The sequence below is a fragment of the Spirosoma sp. genome (assembly GCF_026391055.1).
Taxonomy (GTDB): Bacteria; Bacteroidota; Bacteroidia; order Cytophagales; family Spirosomataceae; genus Spirosoma.
The window spans coordinates 998,037-1,015,828 of sequence record NZ_JAPLET010000022.1 but is presented as its reverse complement, the minus strand read 5'-3'; the positions used below and the strand labels follow the sequence as shown (position 1 = coordinate 1,015,828).

Here is a 17,792-nt window from a genome sequence, read left to right as displayed (position 1 = left end):
CAGTTAATGTCTTCCGGAACCGAACACGTAATACCTGCCGATTCATCTGATTCATTCGTTTACCCAGTGATTGCTGTTGGATCGTTGGGCGGCAGTGGAACACGGGTGATAGCTCAATTGCTGAATATGCTGGGTATATTCATGGGCGATAACCTGAATCAAAGTAATGATAATTTGCTCTTCACGTTACTCTTTAAAGACCCGCTTTGGTTCGCCAGCGCCACCTGGAGCCAAATACAATATCGGTTTATGCTCTTTGAAAAAATAACGAAAGGTCACAAGCTAAATCGGTCAGAACTGGTTAATTCTATTAAGGTTTTTCTGCGGTCTAAACACATATCAGTTGCTATGGGACTGCGTATCATTTTTTCAAATCAATTCAAACTAGCTCCAGGGCGGACGAACACATGGGGTTGGAAAGAACCAAATACCCAATTGTTCATTGAACACTTGCCCCGCTGCTTCACGGCACTTAAATATATTCAGGTGGTTCGTCATGGGCTTGATATGGCCTACTCGTCAAACCGACAGCAATTACAGAATTGGGGTTATTTATTTGGGTTAAGTAATTCAGATGAATCAACAGAGAGTAGTGTTTTACAATTGGAATACTGGATCAGATCAAATAAGTATGTTATTGAGCAAGGACGTCAACTGTTAGGTGATGATTTCTACCTCCTGAATTACGATCGGCTTTGTCAGTATCCTGAACAAGAGTTAAGGGCACTTGTCGCTTTTTTAGGTATCACTCCAAGTCCCGAACTTTGGCAGAAACTTATTGATCAAATTCAAATCTCACCTTCTACAAACCGTTATCGACAGCATGATTTGAGTGTATTTTCAAACGAACAGCTCAACTATGTGCAGTCACTAGGGTTTTCAATCGAGCACTGATCATCAGGGGTTAGGAAAGTGATGGTCTACCTAGAGAGACCTCTGGCTGTATGGTTACCCGGCATAACCGGAGCTTTTCACGCGCCCGAATCCATATTGAATCGTTCACCTCAGGCATTTTGATAGGCGGGTATCATTTAATTATTGACGATGGATAGCTTTCTATGAAGAGTCCGTAACCGACATTCGGGCCTGATTGAAATAAGGTCTGGTAATAGCGTAAATACTGCGTTATTTACGCTATGAAAGCTATCCTCTGCCGCACCTTCGGCCTCCCTGATACCCTGACTCTCGAAGATGTACCTTCACTCGTACCCGGTCCCGGCGAGGTATTGACGCAGGTGAAAGCCTGTAGTCTGAACTTCCCCGATACGCTCACCATCCGAAATATGTACCAGTTCAAACCTCCGCTGCCGTTCTCACCGGGGAGCGAATCGTCGGGTATCGTGACTGCGGTGGGTGAGGACGTAACGCAGGTAAAGCCCGGCGACCATGTCTTTACTTTCGGTTCGCACGGCGGACTAGCCGAAGAACGAATTTCGGATGCGAGGGCTACCATTCCACTCCCCGACGGGATGAATTTTATAACCGGTGCATCGACTTTGTACGCTTACGGAACATCATACCACGCCTTAAAGGATCGGGGGCAACTTAAACCCGGCGAAACGCTGCTGGTATTGGGTGCCGCCGGGGGCGTTGGATTGGCCGCTGTTGAGCTGGGGAAGCTGATGGGCGTTACCGTTATCGCAGCCGCATCGACGGAAGAAAAACTGGCCGTTTGCCGGGAGAAAGGGGCGACCCATACGATCAATTACACGACTGAAGATATCCGGGAGCGTATCAAAGACATTACGCAGAATAAGGGCGTCGATGTGGTGTATGACCCCGTCGGCGATAAGTGGGCCGAACCGGCTATCCGGTCGCTGGCGTGGAGGGGGCGGTATCTGGTCGTTGGCTTTGCCGGTGGCGAAATACCTAAGATTCCGTTGAATCTGGCGTTGCTGAAAGGAAGTGCCATCGTGGGTGTTTTCTGGGGCATGTTCGTCCAGAAAGAAGCGGAACTGAGCAGGCAAAACATGCAGGAAATTGCCACCTGGGCCATGCAGGGTAGAATCGTCCCGTACATCTCGAAACAGTATACTCTAGCTGAGGCCCCGCAGGCGCTCACTGATATGATGGAGCGAAAAGTAATTGGTAAAGCGGTGGTATTGGTGTCTTGACCGCTGTATGAATGTGGTGTCGGTTTTAGAAACCGACACCACGGAGACTTTACTTCTTTACCGGCTTGGCGCTCATGTAAAACGTCAGTTTGCCACCTTTCATAATGTCCGAATGGGTGATGGTTGGCTCCATTAGAGGTTTGCCATTGAGCAGTACCTTTTGCACATACACATTTTTGTCGCCCTGGTTAATTGCCTCAATGGAGAACGTCTGGCCGTTTTCCAGATTCAGCCGCGCACTTTTGACGGATGGACTACCCAGAGAGTACACCTCAGAACCGGGTGCTACAGGGTAGAAACCCATTGACGAAAACATATACCAGGCGCTCATCTGACCGCAATCGTCATTGCCGCCCAGCCCATCGGGCGTCGACTTGTACTGCATGTTCAGGATCATACGAACGCGCTCCTGTGTTTTCCAGGGTTGCCCGGCCCAGTTGTAGAGGTACGCAATATGGTGGGCCGGTTCGTTGCCGTGAATGTAACCGCCAATGATGCCTTCGCGGGTGATGTCTTCCGTTTCGGCAAAGAATTCATCGGGCAGGTGCATCGAAAACAGTGAATCCAGCCGGATGCCAAACTTTTTGGCACCGCCCATTGTCTCAACCAACGCTTTAGGGTCCTGCGGAACAAAGAAGCTGAAGTTCCAGGAATTGCCTTCAATGAATCCCTGCCCGTCGGTTTTGTACACATCGAACTCCTTTTTGAATGAACCATCGGCCAGTCGGGGACGCATGAAACCAATGGATTTATCGTAAACGTTTTTCCAGTTCTCCGAGCGTTTTCGGTAGGTTTCGTACACATCCTGCCGATTCAGTTTCTTGGCCAGTTGAGCAATACACCAGTCATCATACGCATACTCAAGGGTGTTGGACACCGACGTGCCGTTGGCCGTTGCCGGAATATACCCCCGGTCGATATAGTCGCCAATGCCCTCATAAGAGCGGTGATTTGACGTGGCGATACAGGCGTCGAGAGCTTTGTTTGCATCACCTTTGTAAACGCCTTTACTAATCGCATCGGCCACCACCGATACGCTGTGGTAGCCACTCATGCACCAGTTTTCGTTGGCATAATGCGACCAGATCGGCAGCATCTTCAGGCTACTCTGTTCGTAATGTTTCATCATGGATTGAAGCATATCGTTGTTACGCCCCGGCTGGATGAGGTTGAAGAATGGATGCAATGCCCGGTAGGTATCCCAAAGCGAAAAGGTTGTGTAATTCGTGAAGCCATTGGCCGTATGCACACCCTGATCCAACCCTTTGTACTGGCCGTTGGCGTCCATGTACATCGTCGGGTTGATGAACGAATGATAGAGCGAGGTGTAGAAATTGACTTTATCCGTTTCCGACGCGTCGATCTGAATCTTGTTCAACTCCCGGTTCCAGTCGGCCTGTGCTTTGGCTTTCGTCTGCTCAAAGTCCCAGTGAGGAATTTCGGTTTGCATATTGGCCAGCGCATTCTCCTGACTCACTGGCGACAGCGCCATCTTCAGTTTCACTTTCTCGCCCGCGTCTGTATCGAAATCGAAGTACATCCGAATCCGCTTGCCTGCGATCTCCGGGAAGTTCTTCGTCTGGTCGAACTTGCGCCAGAAACCCTTGTAGACCTGAGCCTTGTCCAGATTTTTCTGACCGTAAGACTTAAAAGGTTTTGAGAACGATAGTGCAAAATAGACCGTTCGGGTACGGGCCCAGCCGTTTGTTTGCCGGTAGCCCGTTATCAAGGTATCGTTTACGACCCGCACATACGTCCAGACGACCTTATCGTCGTAGTTGTAAATGCCGTGCGTCAAGTCGAGAATGATGTGCGACTGGTCAGACTTGGGGAAGGTGTACTGATGAAAGCCAACCCGGCTGGAAGCCGTCAGTTCGGCGGTGATGGCGTGGTCGTCGAGTTTGACTTTGTAGTAACCCGCTTCGGCTATTTCGTTGGCATGAGAAAAGGCCGAGCGGTAGCCCGTTTTTGGATCGGAAGCCACCCCCGGATTAAGTTGTAAGGTGCCTTGGGTCGGCATAATGAGAAAGTCGCCAAGATCAGAGTGGCCGGTGCCGCTAAAGTGCGTGTGGCTAAAGCCGACGATTGTTTTGTCTTCGTACTTATACCCCGCGCAGTAGTTGTAAACCTTGCCGTTGTACTTGCCATTGAGTTCATACGAAAGTGTATCGGAATCGGGACTCAATTGGACAGAGCCAAAGGGCACGGTAGCCCCCGGAAAGGTATGCCCCATTTTTTCGGTGCCGATGAGCGGGTGGACAAACGGGACGAGATTCTGTTGAGCGAAAGACAGGAGAACGAAGAACTGGAAAAGGATAGTTAAACTAATTTTTGTCATTGGTTGCCACAGAGATACACGGAGGATAAGGAGATGCACAGAGTTTTGAGTTTTTCGGAGAATAAAGTACTCAATGTGTAAAGCTAAATGAGAATGGCTGTAACTACTACCCTACGCAAGTGCGAATCCGCAATATTCTGTGCGAATTCGCACGTTTTTGTTATTGCATTTTATGGTAACTAATTGATGATTAGTGGTATAACCACTGGCACGCTGTTTGGCTATCTATCTGTGAGAAACTGCACAGAAAATGGATAAGGAACTTGCTCCTGAAATTGCCAATCGTGGCCGCAACCGAAACTGGGTCGTCGGGATAACGATCGTGGCTGCGCTGACTCTGGTGATTGCCTGGACGCGAAATGCACTCAAGACCTCTGTCGAAGCGAACAAAATCCGTACCGCCACAGCGGAAATCGGCCCCGTCGAAAATTCACTCAATGCTACGGGTGAAGTTATTCCGGCTTACGAACAGATTTATACCAGCCCCATTCGCGCCAGTATCCGTAGGGTGTTGCTCACTCCCGGCACGGCGGTCAAACCTGGTCAGCCAATTCTGGACCTCGACAAGTCACTCACCGAAATTGAACTTGAGAAGCTGAATGACCAACTTGCCCTGAAGCGCAACGGCATCGATCAGTTACGGATGAAACTTAACAAAAGTCTGTACGATGCCGAAGTGAACGACCAGATAAAATTGCTAAACATCAACCGGCTCCGGGCCGATCTGGAAGGGGCCCGACGCTTGCAGAAAGTGGGAGGGAGCACCGGCGAAGATGTAACCCGTGCTGAGAACGCGCTTCGGGTGGCCGAGCTGGAAAAGAAGCAACTCGAAAACGACCTGTCCTACAACCGGCAATCCATGAGCGCCAGCCTTCGGGAAACGACGCTACAGGCCCAAATCGAAGAAAAAAACCTGAAAGAACTGACCCACAAACTCAAACAGGCCGACATCATTGTCGACCGGCCGGGCGTGCTGACCTGGGTAAACGAAAATATTGGTTCGTCGGTCAACGAAGGGGAGATGCTGGCCAAACTGGCCGATCTGGCGAGTTTTCGGGTCGAAGGATCTTGCTCGGATGTGTACGCCGATCAGGTAAAAGTTGGGTTGCCGGTTACCATCAAAGTAAACGAAACCAGTTTGCGTGGCCTGATTACGCAGGTGAAACCCGCTGTGAAAAACGGCATCGTTCAGTTCGTCATTCAGTTGGACAACAGCCACCACGCGTCGTTGCGTCCCAATATGAAAGTGGAGGTATTCGTCATCACCGACCGGGTGGCAAAGGCGGTTCGGGTGGCCAACGGTCCCGCTTTCAAGGGCAAACGGAAGCAATATGTGTTCGTACTTCCTAAAGGAAGCCAAGTGGCGCAGCGCCGGGAGGTGGGCCTTGGCTTGTCGAACTTCGATTTTGTAGAGATAAAGTCAGGCTTACAGGCAGGCGAGCAGGTCATTCTGACGGATTTGAGCGAGTATGAGAATCTGGAAGAAATTACCATTGATCCCAAACGCTAAATCCAGATGGTTATGACTCGCTTTTACTTTTACTTGATGAGTTTGCTGTTAGTCGCTCATCACCTGTCCGCCCAAACCCAACCAGCTCAATTGACCACCCTGCCCGACGTTATTCAACAGGCGCAATCCCAATCGGTGGCGGCAAAGCGGGCCAACACCCAGCAGCGCACCAACATCTGGGCCTACCGCTCGTTTCTTGCACAGTTCAAGCCACAGCTTAGCCTGGACGGGTCGCTGCCCAACTTTACGCGGTCGTACATACAGGTGACGCAGCCCGATGGGAACATTCGCTTTGAGCCAGTGTCGTATAACAACTCGATCCTGAATCTGTCGCTCAGCCAGACTATTGCCCCAACGGGCGGGACCATTTTCGTCCAGAAACAGATTCAACGATTTGACAATTTTATCCAGAATAACACGCTGTATAATGGTATCCCGTTTGGGATCGGTCTGGCTCAACCGCTGTTTCAGTTCAACCCCATGCGGTGGGATAAGAAAATTCAGCCGCTGTTGTTCGCTGAGGGAAATCAGCAGTTGATCGAATCGCTCGAACAGGTGTCGCTGTCGGCTACGACCCTGTACTTCGACCTGTTAGTAGCCCAGGTAAATCTTCAGATCGCCGAAACCAACCGCGCTAATAACGACACCCTCTACAGAATTGCCCTACATAAACTCGACCTCGGCAAAATCTCGCAGAACGACCTGCTTCAGCTTCAACTCAGCGTGCTTAACGCAGAAAAGGATCTTGCTTCGGCGCGGCAAACAGCAGCTGTAGCGTCGCTGAGACTGAAAACGTTTGTCGGCTATCGAAATGAGAATTCAGGACAGTCGGCTCCGCTTGAATTGGCTATTCCGAATCAGATTCCGGTCTTTGAAGTAGATGTGAAGCGGGCTATCGACGAAGCGGTTGCCAATCGGTCGGCGGCTATCGGTTTTCGGCGGAGGCTGCTGGAAGCCCAGCGAGATTTGGAAAAAGCCCGAAAAAACAATGGTCTCAATGCCACCTTAACGGCTGGTTATGGCCTCTCGAATCAGGGTCCGAACTTTGGCGATATTTATGTTCGCCCTCAAAACCGGGAGTACGTAGCCCTTCAGTTTACTCTCCCCATCATGACCTGGGGCCGGGCGCAGGCCATTGTCGAAACGGCGAAGGCGAACCGAGAACTGGCCCAGCAAACGGTAGAGCAGGATAAACTAACCTTTGAGCAGGAGATTTTTACCCAGGTGACGCTCCTGCAGATGCTTCGCCAGCAGGTGACGCTAACGGCCAAAGCCGACCAGATTGGCCAGAGCCGCTACCAGATTGCGCAGGATCGGTTCAAACTCAGCGACCTCAGCGTAACCGATCTGGGCATTGCTACACAGGAGAAAGACCGCGCCCGTCGCGACGCCATTTTAGCCCTTCGGGACTACTGGCAGGCGTATTATACACTTCGGCTGCTGACCTTGTACGATTTTGAAACGAACCTAAAAATAATTGTAATGGATAAGGTAAAATGAATACTAGACAATCCATCACCATTCATTTAACACGTTCTATCCAGATACACTTGTACGTTTCATTTTACATTATTCATTCTTCATTGTCATTATGATACACCTCCAGAACATCGAAAAAGTTTACCGGACCAGCACTATCGAAACGCTGGCGCTCAACAACATCAACCTCGACATCAAAAAAGGGGAGTTCGTCTCCATCATGGGGCCCTCGGGTTGTGGCAAGAGCACCTTGCTGAATGTAATGGGCCTTCTCGATGAGCCCTCAAAGGGAACCGTTCAACTCGACGGCCAGCCTGTAATGAAATACACGGATAAGGAACTTGCCAAACTGCGCAACCAGAAGATCGGCTTCATTTTTCAGAGCTTTCACCTTATCAACGACCTGACCGTGCTCGATAACGTCGAGATTCCGCTGCTGTACCGGGCAACGAACGGGAAACCCCGGCAGGAGTACGCCAAAGAAGCCCTCGCCAAAGTAGGCCTCAGCAACCGCATGAAGCACTTCCCAAAGCAGCTTTCGGGTGGGCAGAAGCAACGCGTGGCCATTGCCCGCGCCATTGTCGGCAACCCACATATTATTCTGGCTGATGAACCAACAGGTAACCTCGACAGTGCCATGGGCAACGAAATCATGACTATCCTCCAGGAACTCAACAACGAAGGCGCCACCATCGTCATGGTTACCCACGATGAACAAATGGCCAAACGCACCCACCGGCTCATCCGCCTTTTCGACGGCACGCAGGTAGTTTAAAGAGCGAAAGCGTAAAAGAGTGAAAGAGCGGTTGGCGCGTCAACCCACTTTTTCACTCTTTCGTCAACCACTCTTTCGCTCATTCACTCTTTCGCTCTTTAATCATGCTACTGAACTACATAAAAATCGCCTGGAAGGTGTTGCTGCGGCATCCGTTTTACACCTTCATCACCCTCTTCGGTATCAGCCTCACATTGACTGTACTGATGGTGTTGACCTCATTTCTAGACCACCTGATCGGGAGCCATTATCCTGAAAACAAGCGGGATCGGATGCTGTATATTATGCAAATGCGTCAGCAGGATTCGAGCCGGACGTCGAATATGTCAGGCCCTATGAGTTTTAAATTTCTGACAGACTATGCCAAATCGCTAAAAATGCCTGAGCGAGTAACGATTACCACGTTTATCAATAGCTCGAACGCATACGTAGGTTCTCAGAAAATCAAACTCAACACGAAATTTACCGATGCTGATTTCTGGCAGGTAACAGACTTTGTCTTCCTGGAAGGTAAACCTTATAATGAACAGAATATTACCAATGGCGACCAGGTGGCCGTGATTACGGACGACTTGAAAAAGCAATACTTTGAAAATGCGACTGAACCGGTTATTGGTAAGGATATTGAAATAGAAAATATTCATTACAGAATTATAGGCGTAGTAAGAGCCAGTCCCTTCACCCGGCCCTTCACGTATGCCGATGTTTTCTTTCCGTATACTGCGCCCAAAAGTAATTACCGTGCCGCCGGGATGCGGGGTGGTTACGTAGCGATGATATTGGGAAAAGACAAAGCTGACTTACCCGCCATTCAGGAGGAATTTCAGAGCCATATCGACAGGATTCCACTGCCCGGTATACAGGATGGGTTTAAATACTCAATACTGGAGGTGAAAAGCGAGCCTTATCTGGATAATTTTTTAGGACCTCTTCTGGAGGGAAACTCGGGTTTAACGACTATTTTTTTTGGGGTAATAATATTTGTGCTATTCATGTTAATGGGCTTGCCGGCTATCAACCTGGTGAATATCAACGTCAGCCGGATTATGGAGCGGGCCTCAGAAATCGGTATTCGGAAAGCCTTTGGCGCACCCGTCCAAACGCTCGTTTGGCAGTTTATCGTCGAGAATATTTTCATTACTCTAATTGGTGGCATCATTGCTTTAGGCCTGACAACAATCGTCATTCAGTTGATCAACACCAGTGGTATGATTGCTTATGCCGATCTGACAATCAATCTGAACGTCTTTTTAATCAGCTTACTCGTTTGTTTGATTTTTGGCTTACTCTCGGGGGTATTACCCGCCCTGCGAATGTCAAAATTAACGATTGTCGAAGCCCTTAAATCTTAATCAATATGATCGCTCATCTATTTAAATTAATCTGGAATAAAAAGAAGACGCACTCTCTGCTGATCGTAGAAATCTGGGCGTCGTTTATGGTCCTTTTTGGACTGGCAACACTAATTGTTGTGAACGTTCGAAACTATAGAGAACCGTTGGGTTTTGGCTATGAAAACGTCTGGGCGATTGGCCTGAAAGCTAACCAGGATACGGTTGGAATTGCCGATAAATTACAACGGGTCCAGCAACGATTGAGGGCCTATTCCGAAGTCGAGTCGGTTTCCCGAATGGGTAGCAACGTTCCATTTTCGTCAAGTCAAACGAACAATGGTATCGAGTACAAAAAGCGCAAAATACTCGCCGACTTTTATGCTACCGATGAGAATTTTGCAAAAACACTCGACATTTTAGTCCCCCTTGGGCATTGGTACCGAAATGCCGATAGTGTCGGTAAATACACGCCAGTGGTCATTAATCAGAATGCGAAGGAAGAACTGTTTGAGAATGAAAACCCAATGGGCAAAATCATTGGCGATCGGTTCAAAGTGGTTGGTGTGATCGACAATTTCAAGGCAAAAGGTGAATTTATGTCGAATAAGCCTGCCGTATTTGAATTGGCAAAAGTAGATGCTACCTGGGTAGACACGATGCTGATTAAAGTCAAACCCGGAACCGATGCTGCGTTTGAAGCTAAGGTTGTAAAAGACATTGCAGCCATGGTGACCGGTTGGAGTGTCGAAGTCGATTACTTAACCGATATGCGAAAAAATCAGCATAATCTCGTACTCGTCCCCATTATCATTGCCCTGATCGTCTGTAGCTTTTTATTGATTAACGTGGCCCTCGGTTTATTTGGCGTGTTGAACCTGAGTATCGCCAAACGCAGGGGTGAGATCGGTTTACGACGGGCGTTGGGTGCTACAGCTGACGGAATCTCTATCCAGTTCATCGGAGAAATATGGGTTTTGGCTACCTTCGCGCTTTTAATTGGGCTGTTGTTTGCCGCGCAGTTTCCGCTGCTTAATGTGTTTGATGTGAATGCGGGCACCTACGTGACGGCCATTCTGATCGCTATGCTGATCATCTACGGAATTGTTACCCTCTGTGCGTTATTCCCAAGTCGGCAGGCAGCAAACATTCAACCGGCAACCGCATTACACGAAGAATAAGAGGAAATGAATAATGGATAATGTACAATGATGGCTGTAAAGTGGGCGCTATTCCATTCATAACTACAACTCCGTATTCATTTTGCATTAATCATTTTACATTATTCATTAATAAAATATGCTCCTCATCATAGACGACGATATTGCCATCCAGACTTCGCTTTCCCTGCTTTTCAGGAAAGAAGGATTCGCCGTTCGCGTGGCCGATGGACCTTTCGAGACGTTCGAGGTGCTGGAGCAGGAAACGCCCGAACTGATTTTGCTCGACATGAACTTTTCGGTGTCGACAACGGGCGATGATGGACTTCGCTTATTGCGTAAGCTTCGGGAGCAGATACCTCAGGTGCCGGTCATTCTGATAACGGGCTGGGGGAGTATCGACCTGGCCGTGGAGGGAATGAAAGCGGGGGCGAAAGATTTTATTACGAAACCCTGGCAGAATGACCACCTCGTGCAGTCGGTACGAACGGCGTTGAATCTGGCGCAAACAGCACCTTCGTCTCCCAATCGGCGGAAGCTCGACCAGCAGTTTCGATTTGATAATATCGTTGGGGAAGACCCCGCTTTGCTCGACATCCTGACGACCGTTGGGCGGGTGGCACCTACGGATGCCCCCGTGCTTATCACCGGCGAAAGTGGTACCGGCAAAGAACTCATTGCCGAAGCCATTCACCAGAACAGCCGACGACACCGCCAGCCATTCGTGAAGGTAAATCTGGGCGGCATCTCGGCCACCCTGTTTGAGAGCGAACTGTTCGGGCATGTGCGGGGTGCCTTTACCGATGCCAGAACCGACCGGGTTGGCCGTTTCGAACTGGCGAATAAGGGGTCCATTTTTCTAGATGAAATCGGCGATCTTGACCCCGCCAGTCAGGTGAAACTCCTGCGGGTGTTGCAGGACCGCACCTTTGAGCCACTGGGCAGCAGCAAGTCCCGCACCGTAGATGTACGGGTGATCTGTGCCACTAACCGAAATCTGGAAGAGATGGTGAGCAGAGGGCACTTTCGGGAAGATCTGTTTTATCGGATAAACCTTATCTCCGTGCGGCTTCCCGCCCTGCGCGAACGTCCCGGCGATATACCGCTATTGGTAACCTATTTCGTCAATAACCTGAAAACGATCTACGGCCGCCCCGATTTGCAGGTTAGTTCGACAGCCCAGAAGTGGCTGAAAAATCTGGCCTTGCCGGGGAATATCCGTCAGTTGAAAAACGTAGTCGAGCGCAGCGTTCTGCTGTCAGCAAATGAGGAGTTACAACCGGACGATTTCGAACGAAATCTAACGGCGGGTGCTGTTCCCCAACCCCAGCGGGCTATGCCCGACGTGGGCACTATGACACTGGAAGAAATGGAATACCAGATGATACAGCGGGCTATGGCGTTTCATCAGAACCGGGTAGCCAAAGTGGCCCGGGCGCTGGGCATCACCCGTTTTGCACTCTACCGCCGATTGGAGAAATTTGGCATTCCCTACACCACGGAGGAATGAAGCTACCCCTGCGAACCCGTTACTTGATTTACATCACCTTACTGCACCTCGTGCTTGTGGGGCTGGTTGGCTGGGAGTTGCGCGAAAATAAACTCCTGTTCATCGCGTCGGAAATTCTGATTCTGCTTTCCGCTTACGTGGCAACGCGTATCTATCGGGCATTTCAGCAACCGTCTGAGTTTATCGCATCGGGGATCGAGGCCATCCGGGATAAGGATTTTACGGTCAAATTTGTGCCAACCGGTAATCAGGAAGTCGATGAACTCGTTACCGTCTACAACCTCATGATCGACCAGCTTCGACAGGAGCGTACACGGCAGGTCGAGCAACAGTTCTTCCTGAACAAGCTGGTTGAAGCAGCCCCCATCGCCATCCTGATCTTTGATTTCGATGGGAATATTGCGTCCATCAACCCCCGCGCAAGCCAACTTTTATCGGTTCTGCCCGATCAGGTGGTTGGAAAACCACTTACGGATATTGGGTTTTCCCTGCTGGCCCAGATGGCCGATCTGGAAGACGGTCAATCGCGGGTTATGAAGCCGAATGGCATTGAAACATTCAAAGTACTCCGTTCCAACTTCATGGATCGCGGCTTTCGGCGGTCGTTTCTCATCATTGAAGAACTAACCCCCGAAATCCTGGCTTCCGAGCGAAAATCGTACAGTAAAGTGATTCGCATGATGGCGCACGAAGTCAATAACTCCATTGGCGCGGTCAACTCCATCCTCGACGTAACCACGTCTTACGTTAACGAGCCGGATGTAAAGCACGCAATCACGGTCGCCATTGAGCGGAATAACCGTCTGAATCGATTCATGAGTCGATTTGCCGAGGTTGTCCGGCTACCTCAACCGCAGAAACGGTCGGTCGATGTAAACGAACTAGTGCGTAATGTTGTGCAATTGCTACAGCCACAGGCGTCGGGCAGGGGTGTCGCCCTAACATGTATGTCTGTTTTGGTAAACAGGCAGCTTATCGACACCGAACAGATGGAGCAGGTGCTGATCAACATCATCAAAAACGCTCTGGATGCCTGCGAGGCCGGACAGCACGTTGAGGTTATCGACACCCCCGCTTATCTCCTGATCCGCGACGATGGGCAACCCATCCACAACGACGTAGCGCCCAATCTGTTCAACCCGTTCTACAGTACGAAGCCCGAAGGGCAGGGCATCGGTCTGACGCTCACACGGGAAATCCTTCTCAGTCATCAGTTCCCCTTTTCGCTCAAAACTAACGAGACAGGCTGGACCGAATTTCGAATTGAGTTTATGTGATGGCGCACGGCCGGGCCACGTTGGCTCATGCCTTGCGCCATAGTGAAATATGCGTTATGTTTGTGTGAAAATAACGATACGTCATTTCTACGCATGAAACGTTAGGTATGGGTCAGCAGACATCACGCATGGCTACCTTGTGGATAGGTATGGTCCTGATTACATTGATCGGTCTGGCAGCGGGCAGCGGACAGGCGCAACCGTATTGACCATCTCCGGTCAGGTAACGAAACCGCTGACCTTGCAGGCCGCTGACCTGAAGGGGTTGCCGCATTCGGACGTTTCGGCAAAGGACAAAGATGGTACCGAACATCGCTATTCGGGCGTCTCGCTGGTCGGCCTGCTCAAACAGGCCGGAACGACGTTGGGAGGGGAGCTGCGTGGTAAAAACCTTACGAAATACGTTCTCGTAAAAGCCGGAGATGGTTACGAAGTCGTCTTTGCCCTTCCTGAACTCGATCCCGAATTTGCCACCCGGGTTATTTTACTGGCTGATAGTGTTGATGGAAAGCCATTGGTACCGGGTGTCGGGCCGTATCGGGTAATCGTCCCCGATGAGAAAAAGCCCGCCCGATGGATTCGAGATGTAAAATCAATTGAAGTGAAGGTGGCCAACTAAGTCCCCGATCTACGTATGAAAAAACTAATTCTGTGTCTGCTGCTCTGTCCGGTTACCCTGCTGGCGCAAACGCTCCGCATTGCAGTGGCGGCCAATGCCCAGTTTGTGATGGAGCAGTTGAAGACGGCCTATAAGAAAAAAACGGGTATTGAACTGGAAACGATTGTCAATTCGTCCGGCAAACTCACCACCCAGATTCAGCAGGGAGCGCCCTACGATGTGTTTCTGTCGGCGGATATGCAGTACCCGCAAACACTGCACAAAGCGGGCCTAACGGTCGACGCTCCGGTGGTTTATGCCTACGGGTCGTTGGTGCTTTGGACAACGGGTAAGTTGCCAATAACTGCTGATCTTAAGGCGTTAATGGATGCGTCTGTCCGGCACGTGGCTATTGCTAATCCGAGTACAGCACCCTACGGCGAAGCGGCCATTGCGTACCTGACCCATATAAAGCTACTGGATAAAGTGAAGCCCAAACTGGTCTACGGCGAAAGCATCGCGCAGGTTAATCAATACGTCTTATCGGGCGCAGCCGAGGTAGGGTTTACGGCCAAGTCGGTGGTACTTGACCCCAGCTTGAATAAGAAAGGGCGCTGGGTCGATTTGCCGCAAACGGGCTATTCGCCCATCGCACAGGGTGTGGTGATTCTGAAACGAACGAGTCAGGAAAAAGCCGCCCGGCAGTTCGTTGCGTTTTTGCGTAGTCCGGATGCCCGCCGTATTTTGCAGCAGTTTGGCTACCGTTCACCCGCTTCCTGATTTTGTTGCTCATGCCCATTGACTGGGAACCCATATGGCTAACCCTGCACCTTGCGGGAATCACCACCGTTTTACTCCTCCTGATCGGCGTGCCGCTGGCCGGATGGCTGGCACTTAGCCGCTTTCGACTCAAGCCCGTTGTCGAAGCCCTCATTAGCCTGCCGTTGGTTTTGCCGCCTTCTGTGGTTGGCTTTTACCTGTTGCTGGCTTTCAGCCCGACCAGTGGGCTAGGGGCCTGGCTATTGAAAACGGTTGATGTGCAGCTTGTCTTTTCGTTTGAGGGACTGGTTGTGGCCTCGCTGTTGTATAGTTTGCCGTTTATGGTTCATCCCATTCAGGCGGGGCTCGAAAATCTGCCCGTTTCGTGGCGGGAAGCGGCTTATACGCTGGGTCAATCGCCCACACGAACGTTCTGGCGGGTGTTGCTACCCAACTGCAAACCTGCCTTGCTGACCGGAATTGTCCTGACTTTCGCGCATACTATTGGTGAATTTGGGCTGGTTTTGATGATTGGCGGGAATTTGCCAGGGCAAACGCGGGTGGCTTCCATTGCTATTTACGACGAAGTGGAGCAGCTTCATTTCGAGACGGCCCACGCCTATGCGGCTCTCTTGCTGGGCCTTTCGTTCGCGATACTTTTGCTCGTGTACGCCATCAATAAACGCGTAACGGTATGATAGATATCGACGTTGTCATGCCGCGCCTGTTTACCGAAGGTACCCGCGATCTGCAGGTCAGCCTTAGCTTGCAACCCGGCACCCTCACCGCGCTGATCGGGCCGTCCGGTTCCGGGAAAACAACCTTTTTGCGCTTACTGGCTGGACTGGAAAATCCGCAATCGGGTCGAATTTCCGTCGATGGTGAGCCGTGGCTTGATACAGACAAACGAATAAATCGGCCTCCGCAGCAGCGGTCCATCGGATTTGTATTTCAGGATACGGCCCTGTTTCCCAACCTGACTGTTCTGGAAAATATTGAGTTTGCAGCTCCGAAAGGCCAGCGCGATTTCGGGCAGGAGTTGATCAGGGCAACGGGACTGGATGCCTTTACCCACACAAAGCCCGCAGCCTTATCGGGTGGGCAGCGTGAGCGGGTAGCCCTCGCCCGCGCCCTCGTTCGCCAGCCAAAACTCTTACTGCTCGATGAGCCGTTTGCCGCCCTGGATGCCGGTTCGGGTGAACAGCTTCGGCAGGTCCTGCTTGAGTTACACAAACGCTGGGGCACAACAACCCTGCTGGTCAGCCACCACGATGCCGATGTTGAGGCCCTGGCTGATCGGGTCGTTCAACTGGTTCAGGGGCGCGTTCAGACTGATCGGCTCCGAAGCGAACTTACGCCTGTTTCGCCAGTGATTGAGCCGATACTGGCTATTACGTTCGATGAACAGCGTCAGGTATGGGTAATCGAAACGGCCACCACCCAACTGCGCTCCACCAATCCGGTCTGGAAACAGTGGAAAGTAGGAGATATGATTCAGGTGGCGGGGACGGTGATGTGATAAGTGATACTAAAAACCATCTGTAATCTATACAATTAAATAAGACAAAAAATATAATTAACTATCTGCTTATGAGGTAGTTGTGATCTTATTGCTCTGAACCAAACCCCCCTTCTGACTGTTAATTAGTTACATCTGCAAACGCATTTTATGCCCGATTTCAATCCGTCAATAATCCTGTATACGGCCGACGCACTCAACGATAGGGGCAAAGCGGTTCTGTCGCAATTTCCACAGGCCGAGACGCTCGAAGTGAAGCAGCATAACCGACTGCCGGAGTTGGGGATGAACCATTTCAAGGTGAAATCCGATGTGCTGGTGCTGGGGAAACTCAAAACGCAGGACATTAAGTGGAGTGGCCGGAGTTCGGATTATATTGCGCCAAGTCTGGCCAATGGCTGCTTTGGGGCCTGTACCTATTGCTATGTAGACCGGCACAAGAACGTGAACCCCATTACGCTCTTTACCAACATCGACGAAAATCTGGCGAGCATCGACGCCCATGTCAACTCCCTGGCCTGGCCCAAACCCATAAACCAAACCGACGCGACGTTTTGGACGTACGACATCGGCTGTAACTCCGACATTTCGGTTGATTACGACCTGACGCCAAGTATTCAGCAAGTGTTCGAATTTTACCGCGATCACCCAAAAGCTAAAGCCACCTTCGCTACGAAGTTCGTAAACCCGTCTATGCTCGATTTCGACCCGAAGCGGAAAATACGAATTCGGTTCAGTCTGATGCCCACCCACGTCAGCAAGCTGGTTGATGTGCGGACCGACTCGATTGAGAAGCGCATCTCAGCTATCAATGACTTTTACGAAGCAGGCTATGAGGTGCACGTTAATTTCTCGCCCGTCATCGTGTATAGCGGTCCGGATGGCGATAAAAAAGCGTGGCGAAACGATTACCGGGAGTTGTTCCGCCAGCTCGACGCTTCACTTAGACCGGAAGTGCGGGAGCAGCTGAAATGTGAGGTTATCTTTTTAACGCATAACCAGCGGCAGCATCAGGCCAATCTGGCCATTAATCCCAAGGCCGAAGAGTTGCTTTGGGTACCCGAATTGCAGGAGAGTAAAGTGAGCCAGTTCGGCGGATGGAACATCCGGTACGAGCACCAATTGAAACGCAAAATGATTGCCGTTTTTGAGGATATGGTCCACGACGAAATTCCCTGGTGCGAGATTCGCTATATATTCTAATGCAGAAGGCCCGTTAGTAACGGGCCTTCCTGTTGATCAATCGACGCTGTTAGCGTTCTTTTTCGTATTCTCATCTTTATCCGGATCGTTCTTCTCCGTCGTCTTTTTTGTCGACCGTTGATGGCTGCCACTTTTACCGGCCTTGCCTTCTTCTTTCTGGTTCTTCGAGCTATTGGCCCCACCAATCTGTGGCGAATAGTACTTGATAAACAGATTCAT

Annotated in this window: 16 protein-coding genes; 14 read left to right on the top strand and 2 right to left on the bottom strand. The window is 50.5% G+C overall.

Going from position 1 to position 17,792, the window contains the following annotated elements:
• The first annotated feature begins 6 nt into the window (after positions 1-6).
• Positions 7-894 (top strand): sulfotransferase, encoded by an 888-nt coding sequence (locus NT073_RS19685; RefSeq protein ID WP_297376813.1) that lies wholly within the window; start codon positions 7-9, stop codon positions 892-894.
• Positions 895-1,136: 242 nt separating this feature from the next.
• Entirely contained in the window at positions 1,137-2,114 is a 978-nt protein-coding gene (locus NT073_RS19680) for an NADPH:quinone oxidoreductase family protein (protein WP_297376811.1), read from the top strand.
• Between the two features lie 49 nt (positions 2,115-2,163).
• On the opposite strand, the gene NT073_RS19675 is transcribed toward NT073_RS19680, so the two are convergent.
• Positions 2,164-4,452 carry a GH92 family glycosyl hydrolase gene (locus tag NT073_RS19675; RefSeq protein WP_297376808.1) on the bottom strand — a complete coding sequence of 763 codons (2,289 nt, stop codon included), beginning with the start codon at positions 4,450-4,452 and terminating at the stop codon, positions 2,164-2,166.
• A 250-nt stretch (positions 4,453-4,702) separates the two neighbouring features.
• Here NT073_RS19675 and NT073_RS19670 point away from each other — a divergent pair, with 250 nt between their 5' ends.
• The 12 genes from NT073_RS19670 (at position 4,703) to NT073_RS19615 (ending at position 17,573) form a co-directional block, all read left to right on the top strand.
• Positions 4,703-5,962, top strand: coding sequence for an efflux RND transporter periplasmic adaptor subunit (locus NT073_RS19670; protein WP_297376807.1), 1,260 nt, complete (start codon positions 4,703-4,705; stop codon positions 5,960-5,962).
• A 12-nt stretch (positions 5,963-5,974) separates the two neighbouring features.
• On the top strand, positions 5,975-7,462 hold the full coding sequence (locus NT073_RS19665) for a TolC family protein (RefSeq protein WP_297376805.1): 1,488 nt from the start codon (positions 5,975-5,977) through the stop codon (positions 7,460-7,462).
• A 91-nt stretch (positions 7,463-7,553) separates the two neighbouring features.
• Positions 7,554-8,216, top strand: a complete 663-nt coding sequence (locus tag NT073_RS19660; protein ID WP_297376804.1) for an ABC transporter ATP-binding protein — start codon at positions 7,554-7,556, stop codon at positions 8,214-8,216.
• 104 nt (positions 8,217-8,320) lie between these two features.
• Positions 8,321-9,568, top strand: coding sequence for an ABC transporter permease (locus NT073_RS19655; protein ID WP_297376802.1), 1,248 nt, complete (start codon positions 8,321-8,323; stop codon positions 9,566-9,568).
• Between the two features lie 5 nt (positions 9,569-9,573).
• A complete protein-coding gene (locus NT073_RS19650; RefSeq protein ID WP_297376800.1) occupies positions 9,574-10,728 on the top strand; it encodes an ABC transporter permease in 1,155 nt (384 codons plus the stop codon).
• A 118-nt stretch (positions 10,729-10,846) separates the two neighbouring features.
• Positions 10,847-12,217, top strand: a complete 1,371-nt coding sequence (locus tag NT073_RS19645) for a sigma-54 dependent transcriptional regulator (RefSeq protein ID WP_297376799.1) — start codon at positions 10,847-10,849, stop codon at positions 12,215-12,217.
• Positions 12,214-13,494 (top strand): ATP-binding protein, encoded by a 1,281-nt coding sequence (locus NT073_RS19640; RefSeq protein WP_297376797.1) that lies wholly within the window; start codon positions 12,214-12,216, stop codon positions 13,492-13,494. The genes NT073_RS19645 and NT073_RS19640 overlap by 4 nt, the downstream gene beginning before the upstream one ends.
• A 139-nt stretch (positions 13,495-13,633) precedes the next feature.
• Positions 13,634-14,113 carry a molybdopterin-dependent oxidoreductase gene (locus NT073_RS19635; protein ID WP_297376795.1) on the top strand — a complete coding sequence of 160 codons (480 nt, stop codon included), beginning with the start codon at positions 13,634-13,636 and terminating at the stop codon, positions 14,111-14,113.
• A gap of 15 nt (positions 14,114-14,128) precedes the next feature.
• Entirely contained in the window at positions 14,129-14,872 is a 744-nt protein-coding gene (gene modA / locus NT073_RS19630; RefSeq protein WP_297376793.1) for a molybdate ABC transporter substrate-binding protein, read from the top strand.
• Positions 14,873-14,883: 11 nt separating this feature from the next.
• A complete protein-coding gene (modB, locus tag NT073_RS19625) occupies positions 14,884-15,549 on the top strand; it encodes a molybdate ABC transporter permease subunit (RefSeq protein WP_297376791.1) in 666 nt (221 codons plus the stop codon).
• Positions 15,546-16,370: an ATP-binding cassette domain-containing protein gene (locus NT073_RS19620; RefSeq protein WP_297376789.1), complete on the top strand. Its 825-nt coding sequence runs from the start codon at positions 15,546-15,548 to the stop codon at positions 16,368-16,370. The genes modB and NT073_RS19620 overlap by 4 nt, the downstream gene beginning before the upstream one ends.
• Positions 16,371-16,520: 150 nt before the next feature.
• Positions 16,521-17,573 (top strand): spore photoproduct lyase family protein, encoded by a 1,053-nt coding sequence (locus NT073_RS19615; protein ID WP_297376788.1) that lies wholly within the window; start codon positions 16,521-16,523, stop codon positions 17,571-17,573.
• Positions 17,574-17,609: 36 nt separating this feature from the next.
• Here NT073_RS19615 and NT073_RS19610 read toward each other — a convergent pair whose 3' ends face one another.
• A complete protein-coding gene (locus NT073_RS19610; protein ID WP_297376785.1) occupies positions 17,610-17,792 on the bottom strand; it encodes a hypothetical protein in 183 nt (60 codons plus the stop codon).

Excerpts from the sequence above, each read along its gene's own strand:
- NT073_RS19650 (WP_297376800.1), top strand. The coding sequence starts at position 9,574 with ATGATCGCTCATCTATTTAAATTAATCTGGAATAAAAAGAAGACGCAC.
- NT073_RS19675 (WP_297376808.1), bottom strand. The coding sequence starts at position 4,452 with ATGACAAAAATTAGTTTAACTATCCTTTTCCAGTTCTTCGTTCTCCTG.
- NT073_RS19665 (WP_297376805.1), top strand. The coding sequence starts at position 5,975 with ATGACTCGCTTTTACTTTTACTTGATGAGTTTGCTGTTAGTCGCTCAT.
- NT073_RS19685 (WP_297376813.1), top strand. The coding sequence starts at position 7 with ATGTCTTCCGGAACCGAACACGTAATACCTGCCGATTCATCTGATTCA.
- NT073_RS19620 (WP_297376789.1), top strand. The coding sequence starts at position 15,546 with ATGATAGATATCGACGTTGTCATGCCGCGCCTGTTTACCGAAGGTACC.
- NT073_RS19645 (WP_297376799.1), top strand. The coding sequence starts at position 10,847 with ATGCTCCTCATCATAGACGACGATATTGCCATCCAGACTTCGCTTTCC.
- NT073_RS19610 (WP_297376785.1), bottom strand. The coding sequence starts at position 17,792 with ATGAATCTGTTTATCAAGTACTATTCGCCACAGATTGGTGGGGCCAAT.
- NT073_RS19655 (WP_297376802.1), top strand. The coding sequence starts at position 8,321 with ATGCTACTGAACTACATAAAAATCGCCTGGAAGGTGTTGCTGCGGCAT.
- NT073_RS19680 (WP_297376811.1), top strand. The coding sequence starts at position 1,137 with ATGAAAGCTATCCTCTGCCGCACCTTCGGCCTCCCTGATACCCTGACT.
- NT073_RS19640 (WP_297376797.1), top strand. The coding sequence starts at position 12,214 with ATGAAGCTACCCCTGCGAACCCGTTACTTGATTTACATCACCTTACTG.
- NT073_RS19670 (WP_297376807.1), top strand. The coding sequence starts at position 4,703 with ATGGATAAGGAACTTGCTCCTGAAATTGCCAATCGTGGCCGCAACCGA.
- modA (WP_297376793.1), top strand. The coding sequence starts at position 14,129 with ATGAAAAAACTAATTCTGTGTCTGCTGCTCTGTCCGGTTACCCTGCTG.
- NT073_RS19615 (WP_297376788.1), top strand. The coding sequence starts at position 16,521 with ATGCCCGATTTCAATCCGTCAATAATCCTGTATACGGCCGACGCACTC.
- modB (WP_297376791.1), top strand. The coding sequence starts at position 14,884 with ATGCCCATTGACTGGGAACCCATATGGCTAACCCTGCACCTTGCGGGA.
- NT073_RS19660 (WP_297376804.1), top strand. The coding sequence starts at position 7,554 with ATGATACACCTCCAGAACATCGAAAAAGTTTACCGGACCAGCACTATC.